Annotated in this window: 17 protein-coding genes; all 17 read right to left on the bottom strand. The window is 46.9% G+C overall.

Annotated elements, in window-relative coordinates; all coding sequences use genetic code 11:
• Window positions 1–238 precede the first annotated feature (238 nt).
• The 17 genes from HNR77_RS09625 to HNR77_RS09705 all read right to left on the bottom strand — a co-directional run bounded on the left by HNR77_RS09625 (window position 239) and on the right by HNR77_RS09705 (window position 21,090).
• Window positions 239–499, bottom strand: a complete 261-nt coding sequence (locus HNR77_RS09625; protein WP_184182991.1) for a hypothetical protein — start codon at window positions 497–499, stop codon at window positions 239–241.
• Window positions 499–5,367: an RHS repeat-associated core domain-containing protein gene (locus tag HNR77_RS09630; protein ID WP_184182994.1), complete on the bottom strand. Its 4,869-nt coding sequence runs from the start codon at window positions 5,365–5,367 to the stop codon at window positions 499–501. The genes HNR77_RS09625 and HNR77_RS09630 overlap by 1 nt, the downstream gene beginning before the upstream one ends.
• Before the next feature lie 12 nt (window positions 5,368–5,379).
• Complete coding sequence (locus tag HNR77_RS09635; RefSeq protein ID WP_184182997.1) at window positions 5,380–5,739, bottom strand: WXG100 family type VII secretion target; 360 nt, start codon at window positions 5,737–5,739, stop codon at window positions 5,380–5,382.
• 12 nt (window positions 5,740–5,751) lie between these two features.
• On the bottom strand, window positions 5,752–6,027 hold the full coding sequence (locus HNR77_RS09640) for a WXG100 family type VII secretion target (protein WP_145406490.1): 276 nt from the start codon (window positions 6,025–6,027) through the stop codon (window positions 5,752–5,754).
• The gene (locus HNR77_RS09645; RefSeq protein ID WP_184183000.1) at window positions 6,028–6,837 is read right to left on the bottom strand and encodes a hypothetical protein; all 810 of its coding nucleotides are present in this window, start codon (window positions 6,835–6,837) and stop codon (window positions 6,028–6,030) included.
• A gap of 22 nt (window positions 6,838–6,859) precedes the next feature.
• Window positions 6,860–8,218: a protein kinase family protein gene (locus HNR77_RS09650; RefSeq protein WP_184183002.1), complete on the bottom strand. Its 1,359-nt coding sequence runs from the start codon at window positions 8,216–8,218 to the stop codon at window positions 6,860–6,862.
• A gap of 38 nt (window positions 8,219–8,256) precedes the next feature.
• On the bottom strand, window positions 8,257–8,538 hold the full coding sequence (locus HNR77_RS09655) for an EsaB/YukD family protein (protein ID WP_184183005.1): 282 nt from the start codon (window positions 8,536–8,538) through the stop codon (window positions 8,257–8,259).
• Between the two features lie 19 nt (window positions 8,539–8,557).
• Window positions 8,558–9,307, bottom strand: coding sequence for a vWA domain-containing protein (locus HNR77_RS09660; RefSeq protein ID WP_184183008.1), 750 nt, complete (start codon window positions 9,305–9,307; stop codon window positions 8,558–8,560).
• 74 nt (window positions 9,308–9,381) lie between these two features.
• Entirely contained in the window at window positions 9,382–9,651 is a 270-nt protein-coding gene (locus HNR77_RS09665; RefSeq protein ID WP_184183011.1) for a WXG100 family type VII secretion target, read from the bottom strand.
• A 128-nt stretch (window positions 9,652–9,779) separates the two neighbouring features.
• Window positions 9,780–13,784 carry a type VII secretion protein EssC gene (gene essC, locus HNR77_RS09670; protein ID WP_184183014.1) on the bottom strand — a complete coding sequence of 1,335 codons (4,005 nt, stop codon included), beginning with the start codon at window positions 13,782–13,784 and terminating at the stop codon, window positions 9,780–9,782.
• A gap of 30 nt (window positions 13,785–13,814) precedes the next feature.
• The gene (locus tag HNR77_RS09675) at window positions 13,815–14,798 is read right to left on the bottom strand and encodes a hypothetical protein (protein ID WP_184183017.1); all 984 of its coding nucleotides are present in this window, start codon (window positions 14,796–14,798) and stop codon (window positions 13,815–13,817) included.
• The gene (locus HNR77_RS09680) at window positions 14,785–15,333 is read right to left on the bottom strand and encodes a hypothetical protein (protein WP_110899372.1); all 549 of its coding nucleotides are present in this window, start codon (window positions 15,331–15,333) and stop codon (window positions 14,785–14,787) included. Before HNR77_RS09680 ends, HNR77_RS09675 begins: the two co-directional genes overlap by 14 nt.
• Before the next feature lie 13 nt (window positions 15,334–15,346).
• Window positions 15,347–15,727 carry a hypothetical protein gene (locus tag HNR77_RS09685; protein WP_111273175.1) on the bottom strand — a complete coding sequence of 127 codons (381 nt, stop codon included), beginning with the start codon at window positions 15,725–15,727 and terminating at the stop codon, window positions 15,347–15,349.
• A 35-nt stretch (window positions 15,728–15,762) separates the two neighbouring features.
• A complete protein-coding gene (locus HNR77_RS09690) occupies window positions 15,763–16,254 on the bottom strand; it encodes an ABC transporter permease (RefSeq protein WP_184183019.1) in 492 nt (163 codons plus the stop codon).
• A gap of 17 nt (window positions 16,255–16,271) precedes the next feature.
• A complete protein-coding gene (locus HNR77_RS09695; protein ID WP_184183022.1) occupies window positions 16,272–18,344 on the bottom strand; it encodes a hypothetical protein in 2,073 nt (690 codons plus the stop codon).
• A complete protein-coding gene (locus HNR77_RS09700; RefSeq protein WP_184183038.1) occupies window positions 18,341–20,248 on the bottom strand; it encodes a P-loop NTPase family protein in 1,908 nt (635 codons plus the stop codon). Before HNR77_RS09700 ends, HNR77_RS09695 begins: the two co-directional genes overlap by 4 nt.
• Window positions 20,249–20,250: 2 nt before the next feature.
• Window positions 20,251–21,090, bottom strand: a complete 840-nt coding sequence (locus tag HNR77_RS09705; RefSeq protein WP_184183041.1) for a hypothetical protein — start codon at window positions 21,088–21,090, stop codon at window positions 20,251–20,253.

Here is a 21,090-nt window from a genome sequence, read left to right on the forward strand (position 1 = left end):
TAAGTCAAATCCTGCATTCTCTGCTCTTTGGTCAAAAACATCAGTCCCATACTTAGGCACTATCCGGTCGAGATGAATACAAATGATAAAAAACTCCAGAATAAAAAGATAACAAAAAGCAGGTTAATCATGATGGTATCTGACCATAATCAACCTGCTTAATGTATTGGGATAGCGTTACTGAGGTATAAAATTAACACTAGATTTGCTTGAAAATTTCATAAAGATAATTTAGCCCTTAAACATCACCGTTAGCCAAATGAGCTTCTACTGCTTCATCTAAGCTCATTGCCTTTTCTAAATTATCATCAACAAGTATAAGTAAAGGACCTTCTAACACATGATCTTCTGAGGTTCTAACTTCAAATGCAACCGCCCAATATTTGGGGGAAAATTTAGAAATTTCGATACTAATTAGTATCAATTTGTAGTTTTCATTCGTATCTTTATTCACATATTCCAGTGCTAATTTTTCCGCCTGTTCTCTTGATAGTTTCATTACCTGATACCCCCAAATTCCATTATATACCAATTCGCATGAAGTCGTTCGGCCTCATTCAAAGAATTCCATTTCTTAGGGCTATTTGAAAGCATATCATAAACAAATTGCTCTGGAGCGTTAAACTGCTTTAAATCATTCATTGGAACCCGTCCAGTACGTGGTAGATTTAAATATGCTTCTTTACCTATCTTATTATACTGTAAATAGTGAGATAGCTCATGCCAAACTTCATATTGAGTTGGATTACTTCTTAAGTAGAGTGTACCTGTAGGACCGTGAAAAGCTCCACCTTTATTAGGAGGTAAATGCTCATCACCTACTTTAAGCGTTATTCCTCTTTTTTCAAGATAGTTACCTAACAGGTCCAAATCTTTATCACTATACAGTTTACCACCGAGACGACCTGTCTCATCTATAAAATCAGGATTACCCGTCCCTCCAGTCTCACACTTCATCAACCCCAACGGGTCAATGTAGCTTACCGGGTTCCCGTTGACATACGCATAGCGGTTAAAGGTCTGCCCGTCCTGAATCTCACCGCGAATCACGTCCCGGTTCAGGAACCGCTTCAGCTTCGGATCATAGTACCGCGCTCGCATATAATACAGTCCGTTGACATCGGTCATGACCCCGTCTCGACCATTATACGCAAACGGCTGTGAGGTGGCGCCTTCATGCTGCTCCAGCTCGCCATACAATCCATACGTATAGCGATCCGTCACCCGGTTCTGTTCATCTGTCAGGAGAGTTGTACTGCCGCGCAAATCGTAGTGGTAGCTCAGATACGTTCCATCTGCATCTTCGCGCCCGATCAGCCCCAGCCCGTACACATAACGGGCTTTGACGTTGCCCTCGCCATCCAGCTCCATCAGCACCCGGCTCAGTTCAGGCGCATCGTCAATGACGTAGCGGGTCACTTGGCCCCGCTGTGCCAGTTCAATGCGATCGCCTTGCGGGTTGTACCGATATTTCAGCTTGCCCGCCTTCACCAGTCGGTTACGGGCATCGTATTCATACGCGGAAGCAGTGCTGCCATCCGTGGCATACAGCAGGTTACCATTCGCATCCATCTCGACCGGATAGTTCCCTACCCGTTGTAGCCGATTATCCCAGGTATAGTGTAGCTCCTGCTGTGTTGGCAAATTGCCAACGGGTTCGGTTGGAGAGATGCCGACGTGTTCGCTCGTCAGGTTGCCCGACGGGTCATACGTGTAGTGTACAATACGGCCGGGCTCCGCGCCACTGCGCAGGCGTTTTAAGGTGTCATACGTATACTGTTTATTTTCTTCCTTCAGCAGCAAACCGCCCGGACTGTATTCATACTTGAATTGCTGTAATCGAATCCCCTGCCCGCTCGTATCGGTCAGGCGAATGAGCTGGCCTGCGGCATCGTATTCCCGCTGCTCCTGACTGCCGTTCGGACGCCGGGTGTCGATGAGTTTCCCGCTGGCATCGTACCGGTACCGGGTCAGGCGACCATTCCAGTCCTTTACTTCGGCCAGTTCCCCGGTAGCGTGGTAGCGGTACTCTACTTCTTTGCCATCCGGATAGGTCAACGCAGTCATGCGACCTGCGGCATCATAAGCATATTGCAGCAGGTGCCCGAAGCCATCCGTTCGGGTAAGTAAGCGGCCAGCCGCATCGTAGGTGCGTTCCTCATGCTGCTCGGCTTCCAGCACACGTGCAACTTGTCCGTCCGGTGTGTAGGTGAGCACGATTTCGCCCGCTTCATCCGTAGCTCGGATCAGGCGACCCGCGGCATCGTATTCGTACCGGGTCTCCTGGCCCTTGGCATCCAGCTTGGCACGCAGCCAGCCGCGTTCATCATAATCGTAGGCGATTCGTGCTCCGGCGGCATTCGTCTCCTGCAGCAATCGACCGCTGCGGTCATACGTGAGTCGGGTTTCATTGCCGCTGGCATCGGTGTAGCTCGTATTGCGATCTTCCCCGTCCCAGGTCTGACGATAGGTGACTTCGTCTGTGCCTTCACCCTGGATGACCTCCAGCAGGCGGTGAGCCGCATCGTACCGATAACGGCGGGTGTGCCCATCGGCGTCGGTATCCTCTACACGCTGGTGCAGGGCGTTAAATCGCAGCCGGGTCATGTGGCCAAGTCCGTCTTGCCAAGCGACTGGGCGGCCGGCTGCATCGTAGGTCAGCTGCTGGACGGTTCGTCCTTCGCCATCCACAACGCTCACCAATCGTCCAGCACCATCATAGTGATACTGCGTTAGCTGTCCCAGCGCATCGGTCACAGTCTGCAATCGTCCAGCAAGGTCATACGCGAGCTGTGTCGTGTCGCCTAAAGCATTCGTTTCAGCAATCAGGCGGTTCTCGGCATCGTAGATATACTGTCGCTTATGGCCCAGCGCATCGGTGACGGTCGCTACTTCCCCGCTTGGTGTATAGGTATACTGCATCGAAGCGCCCGATGGGCGCGTCTCGCGAATGCGTTGTCCGCTGGCATTATATCGGGTTTGCCACGTGAGGCCCAGCGGGTCCATGATGGAGGTCAGGCGGTCTGCGCCATCATAGCTTCGGCGGCTGATGCCTCCCGCGGCATCCTCCAGTTCCACCACACGACCCGCTTCATCCCAGCGAACGTGTACCTTTCTTCCCTCGGGATCCAGGGTATACGCCAGTTCACCTGTGTCGTTATATCCATAGGTCCAGCTCGCTCCGGTGAAGTCCTGATACACGGCTGTTTGTCCGGTTTCCGTGTATGCCCACTGTGCCTGGCTGCCATCGGGACGGGTCACGGTGGTCAGACGCTGCTGTTCATCGTACTGATAGCTGGTTACGCCGCCTTCGGCGTCGATTTCACGCGCCAGTTGATGGTGCGGGGTATAGCTATACTGTGTCTCCTGACCTAACGGATCGATCTCACGGATGAGATGCCCATCCTTGTCATAGACGTACGTCGTCGTTTCGCCCAGCGGATTGGTGACATGATCGGTCTGCCCCTGCGGGGTATAGGTATAACGTGTGATTCCGCCATCTTCGGCATGCACTTCCAGGAGCTGCAGCGCTTCATCATGGACCAGGATGCGTGTCTGTCCAAGACGGTTGGTGACGGTCGTCCACGTCTGGCCTGGATGACTCTCGGTATCATACCGGAACAGGAACGCATGGCCTGCGGCATCTGTCTGTTTGATGATCCGGTAGGAGGCATCATACGTATTGGTAAACTGAAGGATGCCGCTCTCGCTCAGGGCGAGCAAGCGGCCGGCTTCGTCCGAAACCAGGTCAGTGACAACACCTTCCGGCTCTTGAATCTGTACCAAGATACCGCCGACATTGTATGCAAATTTCACTTGTCGCAGCGCGTCTTTAACTTCTTTCAATTCGCCTGTAGGCGTATACTCCAGCTGCAATGCACGCTGCGTAGCTCGGTCTGTCAAGGCGGCCAATCGGCCGAATGCGTTATAGGTCATGTCCAGGCTCAGACCACTTGCATTTGCGTGGCTGAGCAGTTGACCATCTTCGGTGAAGCGGTAGATTTCACGCGGCTCGCGCGTGGTCAAGGTCCAGCCCTGTGCATCTCGTTCGAGCACGTCAAAGTAGACGTCGAGATCGGAGCTGCGGTAGGTGCCGTCCGCTTGATGCACAAACCGGTTATGTCGTCCGGCGGTCCAGTATACCTCCACGGCAGGTACAGGCTGTCCGGCTTCCTCGGCAGTTTGGATCTCCAGTCGAAGTCCATATTGGTGTGTCCAGGCCAGGCCCAGTTCACCTCGCTGCAGCAGACCCGAATGGTAGATCAAGGTCAGCGGCCAGTCCGCAGCCCCGTGCAGGGTCAGGATATCGTGGTTCATAAACTGCTGGCCTGTCGCGGCATGAATCGGATCTCCCGGAGTGCTCTCCGATTTGGACTTCGTGACATTCTGTGTCTCTGGCGCTCGGCCCGGTGACGGCTGGTGCGGTGAAGCGGCTCCCCCCTTGGATGGAGGGACAGGTGCATCTGCGCCTTTGGCGCCCGCACTGGCCGCTTTATCCTTCATGGCCTTGGCCGCAGCTGCCCCTGTTAGTCCCGTCAGACCGGCCGTCCCGGCTTTCTCGGCATCCGTCAGACCACCATCATGGCGGGTAGAACCTGCATCGCCAGGGGTATCGTCTGCCTTGCCTGTCGGTTTACTGCTGGTCATCGGTGCATCCGCATCTCTGGCACCTGCCGGAGCTTCACCTGCCTTGGCTGGCTTCGGCGCCGTACCCGCAATGTCTTCTCCCGCTTCCCGGGTCGTACTCCCCGGCACCCCCGCCTTGTTCGGACTGGTCGGGATGGCATCGATCGCGTCATCCGCGTTCCGTCCAGCCGTTTTGGCGGCATCGACCGCATCGTCTGCATGCTTCACCGCTTTTCCGGTCAGCTCCACGGCTTCATCCGCAAACTTGAGCAGAGATGTCGCTTTATTGACCCCTTTCCCCAGTGGTCCCAGCACGCCAAGACCACGCTCATACCATGCTAGCTTCTCTCCGGTAACCAAATCCCGGCCCGTGATCGCTTCGATCACTCCCTTAACGTTACCCACTATGGGCGCGAAATCGAGCACTGTGCCAAGTGCAAAAGTAAGGAAACTCGCCAGCTTCCCCCAGTTGAACTTTTTGCCTTCCCGGTCGGCTTGTTCGTATTCGTCCCGTTTGCGACGAGTCAGCTCGGAGAGCAGCTCCAGCTTGGTCTGCAAGCCGTCCAGTTCTCGCATAAGTTGGGTAAACGTACTTTGGACCCCGCCTTGGCTGAGGGTTTTCTGGGTGAGGCTGTTCATCGACCGGTTCAGATCCGCTCGCAAATCCCCCATCTCATCCGCAGCCCGATCTAGACTTCTTGATGTCCGTTTCAGGTCGGATAGGCTGACTTCCAATTTCACTTGACTTCCCCCTTATTTCTTCTTCGCAGCTGCAGCGGCCGCAGACGCGGCAGCCCGTTGCCGTTCACGCTCCTGACGCTCTCGTTCCTGGCGTTCTCTCTCTCTGCGCTCTTCCTCAAGGTCTTCCTGCATAAACTGATTGGCGAGCGATTCCAACCGGCGTGCAAATTGCTCCATTTCATCCGCAGTCTGTCTCATCCGCTGTGTAGTATCACGAAAATCATCCATGAAGTGCTGATATACCCGACCTCTCCAGGTCATAGATTGCACATTACTGTTAATGCTGGAGCGTTCATTCTCCAATTTGCTGCTGTTGCTGCGTAATCTGGAAGCGATGCTCCGCAGCTTGCTGACATCTGGCCGAATAGGCATACGTACATCTCCTTACTTTATTGAGTCTGCCTTGTTAAATCGCTCAGCAATGGCATTCAGTTCGTCTCCTACATCCTTCAATACAGTAGAAACACTTTCCAATTGAACATGGGCATCCTTGTATGAAGAATAAAAGCGCTCCTGGGATTTCCCCTCCCATTCCCCTGTGATTCCATCAATCAATGACTTTAATTCTCTGGATAACGCAATATTTTCCTGACTGCTCGCTAGAAAACGGGTGGCAATTTCCTTAATACGTTCAGGCTCGATTTTGATACGGTCCGCCATTTATTTAACCCCTTTCCCTTCCAATTTCTCCATTTGATCTGCAAAACGCATTAATGCTTTTTTCACTATAGCTGGCTTATAAGGCTGCAACTGAAGTGTACCTTCGGTCAGCTCGACAGCCAGATACAGCTTGTCTCCCCATTGTGCATAATGGTAATCCTCCTGATGCCACATCAGCCCTTGCCTCTTCATAAACATCATGGACCCGGAGCGCTCCCCGTTGTTGAAAATGTCCAGTGCAAGCATGGCCTGCTCCTCCGTGTGACCTGCTTGAATCAATCTGTTACGCCGATCATCCTCCGTAAGCTGATTCCATTGTTCCCATTTGCAATCCTTAATGACCGCCTTCTTCGCAGCACTTCGATATTGGAGAGTGAGCGGGAAAAAACCTTTCATGGCTTCCAATGTGATATTGGCATCCGCTACAGGAACAATCTGAATGCCACCTGACTCATTCACGGTCTGTTCAACGACAATTCGAGGCGTAAAATAGTAATGGCCCTCGTATTTCCCCTTGCCTTCAATCTGTTTACTCACATGCATAACATCAGCACTGCCGCACGCAGCAATACAATAGGCCAGCATTTCATTCATATCGTAGCCCGAGCCATCCGCTTTCGGGATCAGGTATCCTTTGGATATAAATGTTTTCTCGATAAGCTTATATTCCTCTTCCAATTCCTTAGCCAAATATCCACGATAGGGATCTTCAAAGTTGGCTATATAACGAACTCCTACGAGCTGAGTTAAAAAGAAAAACTCCTCTGGAGACAACTCAAAAGCCCACTCTTCCTGCAACTCATTTTCCAAAAATCACACGCTCCCTATAGCTCTATTTAAACAGTCCTATGACGTAGATAATGAATGCAAAAACTAGCGCCCCAACCGAACCACCTATGACATATATCCACAAACGTTCATAACTGGACTGTTTACTCTGGTGTAGTAGCTGAGCCCAGCCCTTTTTGACTAAAGTTTGCTTGGGTTCCGGATTAAAAACGGTCTGATCGATGCCTTCCTGCACCTGCTCCATCGCAATGCCAATCTCAATATGAAATGGAGTTCGTTCCTTAAACTGCTCAATCAGCTTCCCGTATTCCCAGAAGGCCGAAGTCAAATTCCCCTGACGTTCGAGTTGGCGTGCCCGCGCCAGTTGATTCTCTTGCGCAGATGTTAGAGCATCCACAGCATACTCGCTTGGCAGGTTCACCGTCTCTTCTTCTGGCTGCGGCAGCTCTGTATCTGGATCAAAAACAACCTTGGCTGCTTGCTCCGCAAACTGTTTTGCTGAAGCCAAAGCAATCTGCCACTCCCCAAATGTCGGACATTGCTGCAGTTGCTCCGCACTCCACAATCTGCTTAACAGAGCCGCTACTTCGGGCCCATACTGTCGTTCAAGCGTTGCTTGAAGAAGGGTGTATCGCTCGCTCGGCTGCTGCATTTCTTGCGGATCAAAATAACTGTCTCCCCATGCATACTTACATATGTCTGTACTCGACCAAGCCAGCATCTCGGCAAGCAGGATTCCGCCAGCAAATCGATCCGATTGAGGTCCCCAATCCCCGTATTCTCTAAGGAAGGGGGGAGTATATCCCGTAGCACCTTCAGGTAAATTATCGGGTTCCTCCAATTGCTTGGCATACATGCCTTCTACGTCCACTAGTTCAACAGACATATCTTCCGATTCTTGATTCGCGTTCACGATCAGTAGATTAGCGGCTGACAAATCCGCATGGGCTATGCCAGCTTGCTCCAATACAGCCATAGTTGATACCAAAACGCTTGCTAGTTTCAAACACTTCTCCGGAGTAACCACTTCCCGGTCAAGCATGAATTCACTCCATGTCTTGCCTTCAATCCAAGGCATATGCGCACTATATAACAACTCTGGATATTGTCCAAGCAGCTCCATATCTTCTAGCGGATTCAGGATAGTTCTAGACCAGACCCGAAGCCCGGATTGATCCTTCATATTTGCCATAAGCTCCGTTAATTTCATCGCAGAAGGTTTTCTGAAGGCTGGACGAAACACCTTCAAGGCACTACTCTCTCCCGCGCTGTTGATCAGCTTATAGACCGTGCCTTCTCGTCCCTCTTGACCATAAGGCATACCTTCAAATTGAGGGTGAGGCACCAATCTGTAGACCTGGCTTCTGATGTGTAGTTCTGTAGTTAGTTCTGGTGGAAACACAACGCTTGCTCCCCTTTGCACTGAAAAATGTTTCGAAATTAGACCGTTGAGAACGAGTTCACCTGCTCGATTCGCAGGTAACACCCATCCATCGCTTTTACATCGGCCAAAGACTGGTGCAGCTCTATGTTACTCCACTCACTTCCATCACTGCTAAGAGAGTAGCGATAATTGGATGCTTGAAATGTCAAAGCCATACCTTCATTCAATCCCTTGAGCATGGGCTCAAGTAATTCGTTGAGCGGGAGCATATTAGGCACTTCAATATCGGTCCTTTTTCCGGTTGCATCAATAATTAAGGTTAATAATGTCCGATCCATCTGATCATCCTCCTTCCGGCTACATCGGTGTTGACGCAGACATCTGCAGCCCTAACGATATTAAGTCCTTACTTGTACCAGGCAGCATCATGAGTGCACCCTTCTGAACCGAATAACCCGATTCCATCATCATTTCACGATAACTTTCGGGAATGACCGAAGACATCCGTTTCAGTTTTTCTGAATAAGGATCTACCACAAAAGAATCCGGCATCATGCCCTTCCACGCCCGAGTATCCCGAATACGGCTTGTTGAGGCATCCTCTGTAATGAAAATATTCTCAATCAGCACTTGTCCATCAGGCACGGATATTGCTTTGATTCGTTCAACGATTGGTTCAGGGTCTTCACCTGTATAGATCCCATCCGTCATATGACAAATGAGCGGGGCAGGACAGTGCTCCATGTTGCGAAGCTCGGACTGAATAATTTTCTCCGCCTGCTTGAATGCTTTCGCCGTATCTGTGAATCGTTTGGGATATAACGGTGGTAAACTGCCACGGTTAGCGATTCGGTCGATAGATTTTACACCATCCAGCAGGTCATACACCTCGTCACTATACGCAAGAATAGCGATCCGATAACGAGGGGATACCTTCGAACCCTTCGTCGCACGATAAACAATTTGTCGGATGATGGTTTGTAACCCCTCATTGACAATGTCCATCCTTCTCTGGCCTTCCAGTTCAAGTGTCATTGAGCCACTGATATCAATTAAATAGATTAATAGAGCGGGCGTACTTCCCGTCGCATGTACTGTATAACTCATCGGAATAGATTCACCTTTTCATCTTTCAGATATAGAAAAAGCCAGGTAAGTTTACCTGGCTTCTTATGTAACAACTACTGTTGGTCTGCTTGTCTGAAACGAGTTGCAATATCTTTTAAATCTTTTCCCACATCCTGAAGCATCCTAACATAAACGTCCATGCTTTTCTTTTCTTGCAGGAATCTGTCATAGAACTTATTAGAAGTCATACCTTCCCACTGAGAGCGCATGGATTCCATCAGTGAATTTAATTGCTGAGCCATTTGTTGGCTTTCTTGTGCAGCTTGCTCAAACTTCTGTCCAGCATTAGTAATTTCATCAGGTGTTATTAAAATTTTCGCCATTCCTATATTCCCCTTTATACCAATTTTATAAATTTTACCCAATTACTATTGTATACAATGAACTACACAATTGCCAAACATATTTTGGGAAAAAAGACTCATTTGTAAGTCTTTTTTCCTTTTAACCCTTAATTTGCGACAAAAATCGAGCTTGCATTGCTTGCAGCTACTTGCTCCTCAATCTGAGCAGCACCATTGGCAAATGCATGCACTGCTTTGACATTGACGAATTTACGTTTAACATAAAAACCTTCTCCGTCTGGCAGCAAACGGCTGCCTGACACGTAAGGAACCTTAATATTGAATAGCTCGGTATCGTTAGACTCGGCTGTGCCTAGCAACCAACCGATTTGAGCAGATTTGATGTCCTTCAACCAATCATCATAGTTGCGATTAATCGCATTGGCTTGTCCGGAAACAATGATATACACCCCATGCTCCCGTCCATTTCTCGTGATGTATTCCAGATGTCCTGTTACGGTTCGAGAAATACGCTTTGCGATGAAATCAACGTCGTCAATAATGAGTACCATTTTAGGAGCCAATTCATCCGGGTCAGCAACTCGCTCTTCCAGCTTGGTACGCAGAGCTTCGATCATTTCCTCCATCGTGTCCTCATTGGTTGCAAATGCCACGGTATGATGCAACTCTTTCAATGCTCCCAATCCTTGCTGTGTGCGTCTAAAGTCGCATAGATAGAGCTCAAGCTCATCCTGTCTATATTTCATAGCAGACATTAGGCCAATCGTCACAAGAAGGGATGTCTTTCCGGACTCCATTCTGCCTGCCACCATGAAATATGGGCCATCCGCTTCCATATCCCAGCCAAGCATGTTTAAACTGTCAATGTTCATATGCACAGGCAAGACTGGGCTAGAAGCCAGATTCAGTGTACTTGTTGCTTCTGGAATAGAAATGACCTCCGGCAGCACTCGAATGGACTCCGGCTTAGGTGTCGTGCAAGAAGCGTCGATTGCTACGAACTGTTCACGCAATTGTTTTGCACGAGTAGACTCATTCACTGCTTGAATGGATAATGCCGTCTGGAATTCATATGGAGGGATGCTTCCCTTCACAAAAGCTCTGCCCTCCGGCATCTGTGTCGGAGCCTTGAGTAACCTTCCTACGGCATAGTTATAATCCGCTGCATCTGCAAGCATATAGGAGACCGCATTCGGGAAATTACTGCGACTACGTTCCAGCATGTCCGAGATTCGGTTGATGGTAGCCACAAAATATATCCCAAGCCCGGGCCCTTCACGAAGAAGAGGGTCCAGTTTCTCATGAAGCTTCTCGAACTGACCGCGGAAACTGACATAACTATCGATAATAACGAGAATTGCCGGCAGCGTATTGCCTGTCTCTGCACAGTAGGAAAGTCTGGATTTTACTCCCGTTTCGGCAAACAGCGTTTTGCGCTTATTAATCGTTTCTTCGAGATAATTAAACAACCGATTCATCTTCTCTTCCTGATCATCCTGAATGACATCGGCCACATGGGGCAGCAGCGCATAATCCTTCAGCATTCTTCCAAAATCAAGTGCGTAGATGTTCACATCATTCGGCGTTGTGTCCTTTGCAAGAGAGTACAGCAAGGTTTGAATAAAGGTTGTTTTCCCTGTGCCTGGCATACCATAGATCAGCCAATGGCCAGATTCCAGATCAATTCGTAACGGGAACTGTCTCTGATTGACAACATCATCAATAAGTCCGACCTGTGGATTTAAAATTTTTCCCGGCTCCACCGCACCGGTCTCCAAATCCTCTAGCGTAAGTTGAGTAGGCAGAGGCTCTAGCCAAGGCCCCGGCAAACGTCGAATACCTTCCTGTTCAGCTTTCATAGCGATATGATCAATCAGAACGTTCAGTTGCTTTTTGCGCAGGCCCTTCTCTTCGGAAGGCTCCGTTTCCTGAATCAGCTCCAGTTGATCTCTCAGCTTTGTTTTCCGGCCATCCAGCTCATAGGAATACATCGTATCGTCTGACTGTGCAATATTTTGATCGGGCCGGTATGGCGCTCCGCTCCAGGCAAATTGCACGGATTCAAATACTTCATTGCTTCCCACCTGCAGGAAACCACGACCGGGATTTGTAATATGAGCCGCATCCGGGATACGAATCATCTCACGACTGTCACTCTCGTCCTGAACACGGAGGCAGACTTTATAACGAGAGTTACTCCAGATTTTATCGTCCACAACGCCGCCTGGCTTCTGCGTTGCGAGCAGCAAGTGCACACCCAAGGTCCGGCCGATCGCCGCAATGGATACAAGCTCACTCATAAACTCCGGTTGATCCTTTTTAAGCTGCGCGAACTCATCTATGACAATAAATAGATGCGGAAGGGGCTCTTTATCCTTCCAATCTGTCTGATAATACTCGTCAATATGCTGTACATTACCAGCATCAATGAACAAGCGCTGTCTCCGTTTGAGCTCCGCTTTAAGCGAAACCTTCGAGCGTTCAATCAATCCCTCTTCTTCGAGATTGGTTACGGTCGCTATTACGTGAGGCAGATCCTGGAACGTATTGGACATCCCCCCACCCTTATAGTCGATCAGCATAAAAGCCATATCATGCGGGTGATATTCAACTGCGAGAGATGCAATAATAGATTGAATAACTTCACTTTTCCCTGAACCAGTGGTTCCTGCCATAAGTCCGTGAGGTCCATGTCCCTTACGCTCGATTTTGTCGTGAAGATTCAGGAGTACAGGCTTTTTCCCGCCCCTAACGCCGACCGGAAACGGCAGCGTATTCGGATATCGCGATTTCTTCCAATTATTTTCTACATGGAATTGTTCAATATCCTGAACACCGAATAGTTCGAACAACGTCAGTACATTCACAATTTCATCTGCGGAATTTCGCTTGATCCGATACGGTGCAATCTGTCTGGCAAACTGATCTGCTTGCTCCAGTGACATTTGATCCGGCTGGAAGGGCTGTACAAATGGAATCTCATCCTTAGGCTTGGCATACGTATTATCGCCCGCGGAGCCCCCTGTAACGTTCGTGGAACGCATAACCCCTTCATTTGAATGTAAGTCAATAACAAGTTCACATTCCTTCGGTAAGACGTCTTTGCTAGGGGCTAATACGATGCTGCACGCCCCGATGACCTCCGAGCTTTTCATCATCAATGGAAGAATCGGCTCATGCTCCAGCATTTCAATGTAGGGCAGGAAGCAGACGTAAAAAGGCAGTGCTTTTTCCCCTTTGTTCAACCATTGGCGTCGTTGTAAAAGTGTGAATAGCTGTTCCATGAGCTGTGGCTGATATGCACGTTCCTCGAACAGATATCTGCCTGAACGGGTATCATTCCATACATGGGGAATCCATCTCATCCAGTCCCAATTCTCTCGCTGCGTTTTATTCATGAATACAGCCAGTTTCAGCTCATCCGGAGCATGATGTGAAGCAAGTTGAGTCACGACTGTTCGACAGAATCTGTTCAGCTCTTCTTCATCGCCCACAAGACCAACAACGCGATACTTATTCAGATCCAGTAAAGCAGGAGCGTTAGTTATCGTTGTAAATTTTTCAGTCATTTCTCTTGCCTTTTCAAGCATCGGGTCCTTTTCGACACCATTCTGCTTCGGCACTTTAATATCAAAATGGCTAGGCACCGTGCCTATCCCCACACGAACTTTCAGAAAATCGAAATCCTGAGGAATTCTCTCCCACACCGAGGAGCTTCGATCCTTCACCATATTGATACAAAACTGGGGATCCAGGTGGGTTTGATGCCAGTTAAGAATCAGCTCGTTTTTCCAGTTTTGCAAAATTTCCCGATTCTCATTGATATGGTTGTCATATAACCGTTCCCTGTCTTTTATTTTTTTCCGATGCTTTGCCTTCGCTTGAAAGTGAACCAGCACAGGCACGAAGTAGGACACAACCATCATACAAAGGGATATCATTTGTACCGTTACGAATTGCCCGTTTCCCCGGCTTTGATAAAAGGTCATCATGGCCGCTCCACCGGCAACAGTAACCATGATCGGCACCATAATCGAAATAATATTTAACTGCGGAGGCTGAGGAAGAGCCGGCGGTGAGAAAATTTCAACTTCTTCCCCCGATGTTTCCTTAATAATCCTAGGTGATCTCTTATAAAAAAAATGGGACATGCTCTGCTACCTCCTCTTCATGCAACTGCTTTAACGATTCATACAACCTTTAGGAAAATACCCCGCCGCCGCCGCGTCTTTCTCACTTGAAAAGGTTTCGTCTTCCCTATAGCCATATGAACATGTGCTTGGATAATAATATTTAATTCCAGTCGCTGGATCGACAGCGCCCTTGATCTCGGTTTTCTTAACCAGACGCCCGCCGCCAAGCGCGTAGTTATTATAAAATTGGTCACCGATGGGGATGCCCTGGATAAAAGCCATAATCCCAATATCATCAATGGAGTTGATCCACTGCTCTTGGGAAATCTGTGGAAGCTTAAAGGTATAGTGAATACCATATCTGGTCGCATATTCGTTATGTTTGTTTATGTAATAAGCCAGATCCTGCTGAATGCTCTTCACAATGACACTCTTGCGCATCAGTTCAAAATCCGCTGCATTGTCTAATAAAGGAATGTTGGTTGTACCCGCCAAATCTTCACGGAAGCCTTCTACCCAGGCTTTTGTATAAGCATCGTATGCATACACATAACTGTCCAACGTAAAGTTAATGCTGTTGCCGCGATTGTCGGAATAGGAATAAGGTTTTTTGGGTCTCCACATATGCTTAAACACTCGCTCGCCGTTAGCGTCCCGATATTCGTCTACGGCATACACGTCATACCCATCGTAATCAATGACCGCAACGGCTGGTATATACCCGGAAAGAGTCCCTTGCCTAACAGGATCATTGACAATATCAAAGTTCAAATATAATGTGCGAAAAAAGGTGTCCAGTGCTCGCTCTTTGTTGGCGAAGAAAAACTTCTTCGACTGGTATCCCGCCTCATATTCCTGAAGCACATTCATATTCAACATCTGAGAAGCATCCTGAACAGCAGTATGAAGCGTTGCTGAATATTGATCAGACAAAGCAAGTGCTGTCTTCTGATCCCCCGTTCGGAAGTCCATTATGAGATAGAAGGGCACGAAAATGCAGATAAAGAAAATCGCCCAATTAGTAATCTTCATTGATTACCATGCCTCCGTAAGGAACGTAAACCTTGACATTCCCGTTCGTAATTCCCCCTGTGAACACATCGTTTAAAATTGTAGCCATGGTACGATTCACATTTTTTACTTTCACCGTAAAGAAATCACCTACTGCCATCACGTATCTTCGATTAACATCCGATGTGGGACTGCTCGGAAATAACCTTTGCATAATTTCCTGGTTGTAATGACCGTCGAAATACGTTGTAAAGCTCTCACGGAATGTAGTTGAATTGGCCGGATCTGAGTAATCCGGATTGTATTTCTTATGCAAATGTTCCATCTGAATATCGTACTGGTTGCCTGTAGCCCCCAGCTTCTGATTAAACTCGGTATACATTTCAGGTGTGATATACCCCTTGGTTCGGGCTGAATCCACAAACGTAGTAACCGCCGAATGCACCACAAGCTGTGACAGGTCATCCTGCCGCTGCGCCTGCTGGAATAATGGATAGAGAAATAACAAAATGATAGCGATAAAAACACCTAATATTTTGGAGAAAGAGTTTTCCAAACAAGCTCACCCTTTATGTAAAAACAATGGTTTGTACCTTGCCTTGACTATCCCGAATATAAGACACGGTATACGTTCGGTTCAGATCAACGCCTGACACATCAATACTTTCAATATCATCAGAACGATAGAAATATTGGTTAACTACACGAATGTTGGCATCCAGCGCTTTCATCTGCCGGATGCTTTGAAGCACCTCAGCACCGGTATACGTCACTTGTTCCGTAATTTCGAGACTTGTAAATAATCTCCGTTCTTCGTTGACTGCGCTTTTGTGTGCCGCCTGGACAGCAGCATCCTGAGATTGGATGCCTCCAAGAGCGAACATGCAGGCGACAAGCACAATACTGATCTCAGCTGCCACGAGTATGAACTTTTCTACGGTTTCGCTCATTGGAGGACCTCCTGTTCAATTAATTTTTTTCCAAGCTACTCTTGTATAAAAATTATTCCACGAATCATGTTGTTTTTGTCTCTAACAATAGAGGATTTAAACTTACCACTAGGATTAATATAATTAGGTAAAAATTGATTTTCAGCATTACTCAAATCTACATTTTTAGCACTCGCATCTAGGACATCACCAGTTTTAGTATTAAACGTACTTCCGTAAAAAACGCCTTGAGATTGAGTATCGATTGTTGCACCTTTTTCTTTACCGGTAATAACCTTGATTCCAAACTGCTCCTGATTCATATATTGCCTTACAGCATTCAAGACCTGACTTCCTGATAACGTCGTATTGCTATACGTCTGATACTCTGTATCCGATAATTGGGTGGTAATAGCTGCCATCTTTGTCTGCCCTTGTTTCGCCGCATCTTGTGACGAGATCGTTATAATGACTACGATGGTAATCAACATAATCGTGAGGAATATACCTGCTGCGACACGTATACCGACGCCTGTGTTTTCTTCCATGAAATATTACTCCTCTTTTAAATAGTTTGTAATTGTGTAGATATATCACTTAGCTGTTTAAAGGACATATAGAGGAACGGAAATACCAGATAAAGTGCGATAAGCAACGCTCCTGGCGTCCATCCAAATAGCTTGCCATAGGAAGTTTTTTTGCGAATCAGGCGCTCCAGCCGTTCTTTTTTCTGTTCGGCATAATACTCCTGTTCCATCTCCAGATCATCAAACGCTTCGCGTAAAGATAGCTTTTCTACAGCCTGCATCAAACGTTTCACAATTCTGCCAAAGGAATCAAAAGGAGCATCCGACTTCAGCATCTTCAATGCCTCTTCCGCACCACTGTCATAGTTCAGCAGACATTTCTGCAGGGCAGGACGGAAAATGATGCTGTACCGCTCCATCCATTCCAGTACGGTTTCAACCGATATCCGTTCGAACTCGCATAATATGGATATCAGCACATGGAACTGATCTACCTCATTTTGCATTTCCAATGCTCGTAACCGGCGCTGAAATTGCAGCATCCATATCGTAATGTAGTAGCCAGCCACCCCAAAACCTATTGCAATTAGAAGCTCCCACCATTTGAGATATTCGTTATTCACAACGGTGATTTTGCCTATAATCCGGTTGACCGTATTATTCATCGCCACTTCCGTTAATGGCTCGTTGGCATGAGACTCCACAGATTGAACAATCTGTTCTCTGGTCAGATTTTTATTGCTCTGGAGGTCCTCTATAATTCGATTGTCCATCGCAGTCATTTGATTGGCCCGCTCCAGCTCATCCGCATTCATATACCCCAGAATGTTCGTTTCTTCGGTTGTTGGTTTGCTAAATATATGGTGAACACTGTTGTAATGCAGAAATACAGAGATCAAGAGCACACCTACGAATGCAGACACCGAGATCACTACGCGATGGATGTATAACCATTCCAACGTTAGATGGGAATTTGCTTCTTTAAGCAGCATATTGGTTCGATGATGTTTTCTCGTATTCGGTGGCGGAACCAATCGATCCACAATCCACTTCACCCAAGACCACGAGTATGCTTTCTTTTCCCATTCCTTCCTCGGACCTTTGGGTACATATTTGGCCTCATCATTTTCGGATAGCTTACGGATCAGCAAGTAACAAATGACGGCTGCCGCATAGATAAACATACGAATGAGAAATCCTATTCTGCTATCGTAGAACTCCGTTGTTATTGGAAAATAATTTTCTGCCCAGCGTTGCAACGGAAATGACAGCAAGATTGGAATCAAGGCAAGCAAGGTGAGACCACCTAACTTGTAACGCAGTTTCTGCCTTCTCATCAGATCATATCTGATCTCCTGTACAAATTTATTAATGGCGTTCAGATACATGGAGCCCTTCTGTACATTGCGATCTCCATATTCCATGATCAGGTGTGAGACCCCTGAGAACACCTTTAAATATCGGTTAGGAGCAACGGCATAGTATTTTTCCAGTTCCCGAGCAGGATCCTTTGAAGTCAGCACCTCGTGAATTCGCTCGGTCTGAAGCTTGATATCATGTGGCGATGATTGAGCTGCCTGATACAGGGCCTCGTCCACCATTCGAACTTCCTGGTAATGGTGCCGATCATCCTCCAGTACATTGGAAAAATGCTTTAACAAGCGATCCTCAACACGATTCACGAAAATATCAATGAACAGTTCATTAATCACAATTGCAGCCAGCGCACCGAAAAACAAAGCCATCCAGCTTTTACTAAAAATCGCCAGGACGATAAGTCCTCCCAATATCGAGCCTAAGGTCAAGTACGTAATTCGCATGGTTTCTTTCCGCAACGAGTATTCGTCGTATGTATTGATCGCGGTCAGGCGCTTGCGAATCTTCAAAATTTGTGATTTGATGATCGGTACTTTGATCAGCTGATGATATGATTTCTGATAAAACACCAGCAGCTGCCGTGGTGTTTTCCCGGTTACACTTTTGGAAGACGGCCACACGTTTCCACGATTTTTTTTCCGTTTGCGGTCTTTGAGTATCAGATAAAGCAGTATCCCACCCGAGATGAGAAGTGCGCCGCCAGAGATAGCAAAGATCCATATCCACTTATTCATTGAGTCTGCCCCCAATGCTTGTTCAGAAATTGACTAAAGTTTGCGCGATCCTCCTCATTCATATGGAACAGCATCTTTTCAATTTTCTCTGGTGAGATTGGAGACACAGCGACATATTCACCGTTTTGATATTCAATGATATTACGGGCTGTCCATACTCTACCGCTATTTCTTCGATATACTTCTCTTTGCAGGTTCACGAGTGCATCCAGCTTGCTTTCAATAGAATCTCCCTTGGACAATACTTCATCATGCTCCAGGGTATCCGATTCGAATCGAACAGGAGTAATCTCTGTAATGCGCTCAATGTAACGTTTACCGTTCATTTCCTTGCGCATGTGAACATCCCATTGCACGGCATTAGCAACCTGTTCTTCTGCAATGCGCTCGTTTTGGAATACACCGGTTTTAAGCAGTGAGTTACGTAAAGACCATACCAATTCACGAGCAGAAGTCGCGTGATGGGTGAAAATCGTGAACAGACTCGCTACCTGCGACATCTGAATCATCCAGGCAGCAACGGGATCCGTAGCGACCTCTCCCAGAATGTTGACAGAACCATCTGTTTTCTTCTGTAAGTCCAGTCCCGCTTGTCCCGTAATGTTCTCTGTCTCTCGTAAAGCCAGCGAGTTACGCTGCGGGTACAGCCTTCTTAAATGGAGCTCAAAGGTCATCTCTTGAATCCTCAAAGTTAACGTAGCATATATGTATTTCACAGAAGCCATGACCAAAGATGTCTTACCAGAGCCTTGTGGCCCGGTAAATGCAGTAACCTGCGCACCTTTCATCAAATACTTAATCATATCTCTTGCTAATTCTGCATTTGCTGTATCCTTGGAGGAGATCAGATGGTCCAGCTTCATATTGGGAAGATCAAACTTTCTGACAAAAAACGCCCAGCTTTCTGCGAACGGAGGTCTGACAACAACCACCCGTGACCCGTCCTTCATCTCATTGACCTTGAATCCATTTGTCTCGGTTAATTGGCCTGGGTTGTCATATTTATAAATGTTCTGACAGACCCTCTTCAATTCCAAATCCGTATCAAAGCTCAGAAACGATAGATGAATCGACTTGCCTCGGAAAAAGATCCACACGCTCTGATATCCCGGGTATATATTTTGCTTCATACCTTGCAGTAATGACATCTCATCTTCCACAATCTGCATATGTGTGGGAACTCCGGATACGCCGCCTGATACACCATCAATCGACATATCACGTATCTCATCAATAACGCCAAACCCTTTATAGTGCTGGTAAACTCGCTGTACAACGATAGCCAGCTTATCATCAAACTCCAAACCACCACGGGCTTCCTTCACATAAATGGAGTCAATCTCTTCACCCGTAATTACATATGAATCTACGGTTCCATCCTCAATGACTTTCTTCGGCTGATCCAGTTGATATTTGTCAATAAGTTTGGACAATGCCTGAAAACCATGCTTCTTTTTAAACAAATGCAGCAAAATATCAAATTTATCCTGCTGTGTCAATTCATCCTCATCTTCAAAAGGGATTAATTGATTAATGTTTTCCTCGTTAAATCCATAATTTCGCTCAAGCAAATCAGAAATAAACTGCTTCAGATATATTTTTTCTTGTATGTCACCAGAAGTAGCATTTTTCATAGCACTTCTTAACTCGGCAACTACCCCTTGACGGCGATTGTATTCCTCGCTGGTCATTCCCATATCCAGCAGATTACTGTTCACATACTCATTAATCATCGTTTTGACATACTCAAGCAGATAATCAAATTGGAATCGTTCTTCATTGTCATGCTTTTTATTGGATGTTATTTGACCAGGCTTTCGGTTGAGCTTTACGAATAAATAACCAATCAATGTCGCCACAATGAGAACAATGACGAGGAAATTAATGGTGAATGCTAAGCCCATCTTTAACTCCCTCTTTCAATTCGCTTCAGTTTGGTGTTAATCCCAATCTCATGCAAAATAGTTTTTGCTGCACGTCCAACTTCCTGTATAAAATAATAATTCTCGTTGGTGCTGTTAATATATCGATTCCTTGCAAAGAAACCTTTAATATCCCCATCATTCATATGATCTTTAAAGCTTGTGTTGTATGGAATCGTCAAAATCGGAAGCTTATACTTATATTTGTTCGTAATATTTTTGATTTTGTACTTGGATAATGGGTCATACTGCGTCATCAGGAGGAGATGCGGTTTTTGCCGCAAAGCATCTGGCCAGTGATTTTTTTGTGCATCAAAATATTTTTCAAGCACACTCACATTTTGATTAACACAAACGATCACTAAATCCGATTCCTCAATCAAACTATTGGAAACCTCATTCTCGTTCCCGCTCCTTGCATCAAGAAGGGAAATGCCATAATACTCCGCTGCCATGCGAAAAATCATGTTAACCGCATCGATTGAACTTTGTTGCGGTCGATTAAGACGATCACTTCCCCAGAGCAAATCCAAACGATTCCGCTCTACCATCAAAGTATAGTTTTTAACACTATCACGTTCGAGCTTACTGCTTTTGGCTACTCGTTCCAGTGAATCAAGCCCAAGCCCACCAATGGCAAAAAATTGCCGATTATATTGATTAATCGTTTTGTTAAAGAAACGTTCCATATCACCATCTGTCCGCTGCGGCTGCGATACCAGAGTTCTTACGTCATATTCAAAACCGATATATGCAGCAAGAGCAGCAGTTGCACTGGTTACACCCAAGCCGTGCTGCATGCCCCAAAATGCAATTTTCCCCAT

The organism is Paenibacillus sp. JGP012, from assembly GCF_014203995.1.
GTDB classification, from domain to species: Bacteria; Bacillota; Bacilli; order Paenibacillales; family Paenibacillaceae; genus Paenibacillus; species Paenibacillus silvae.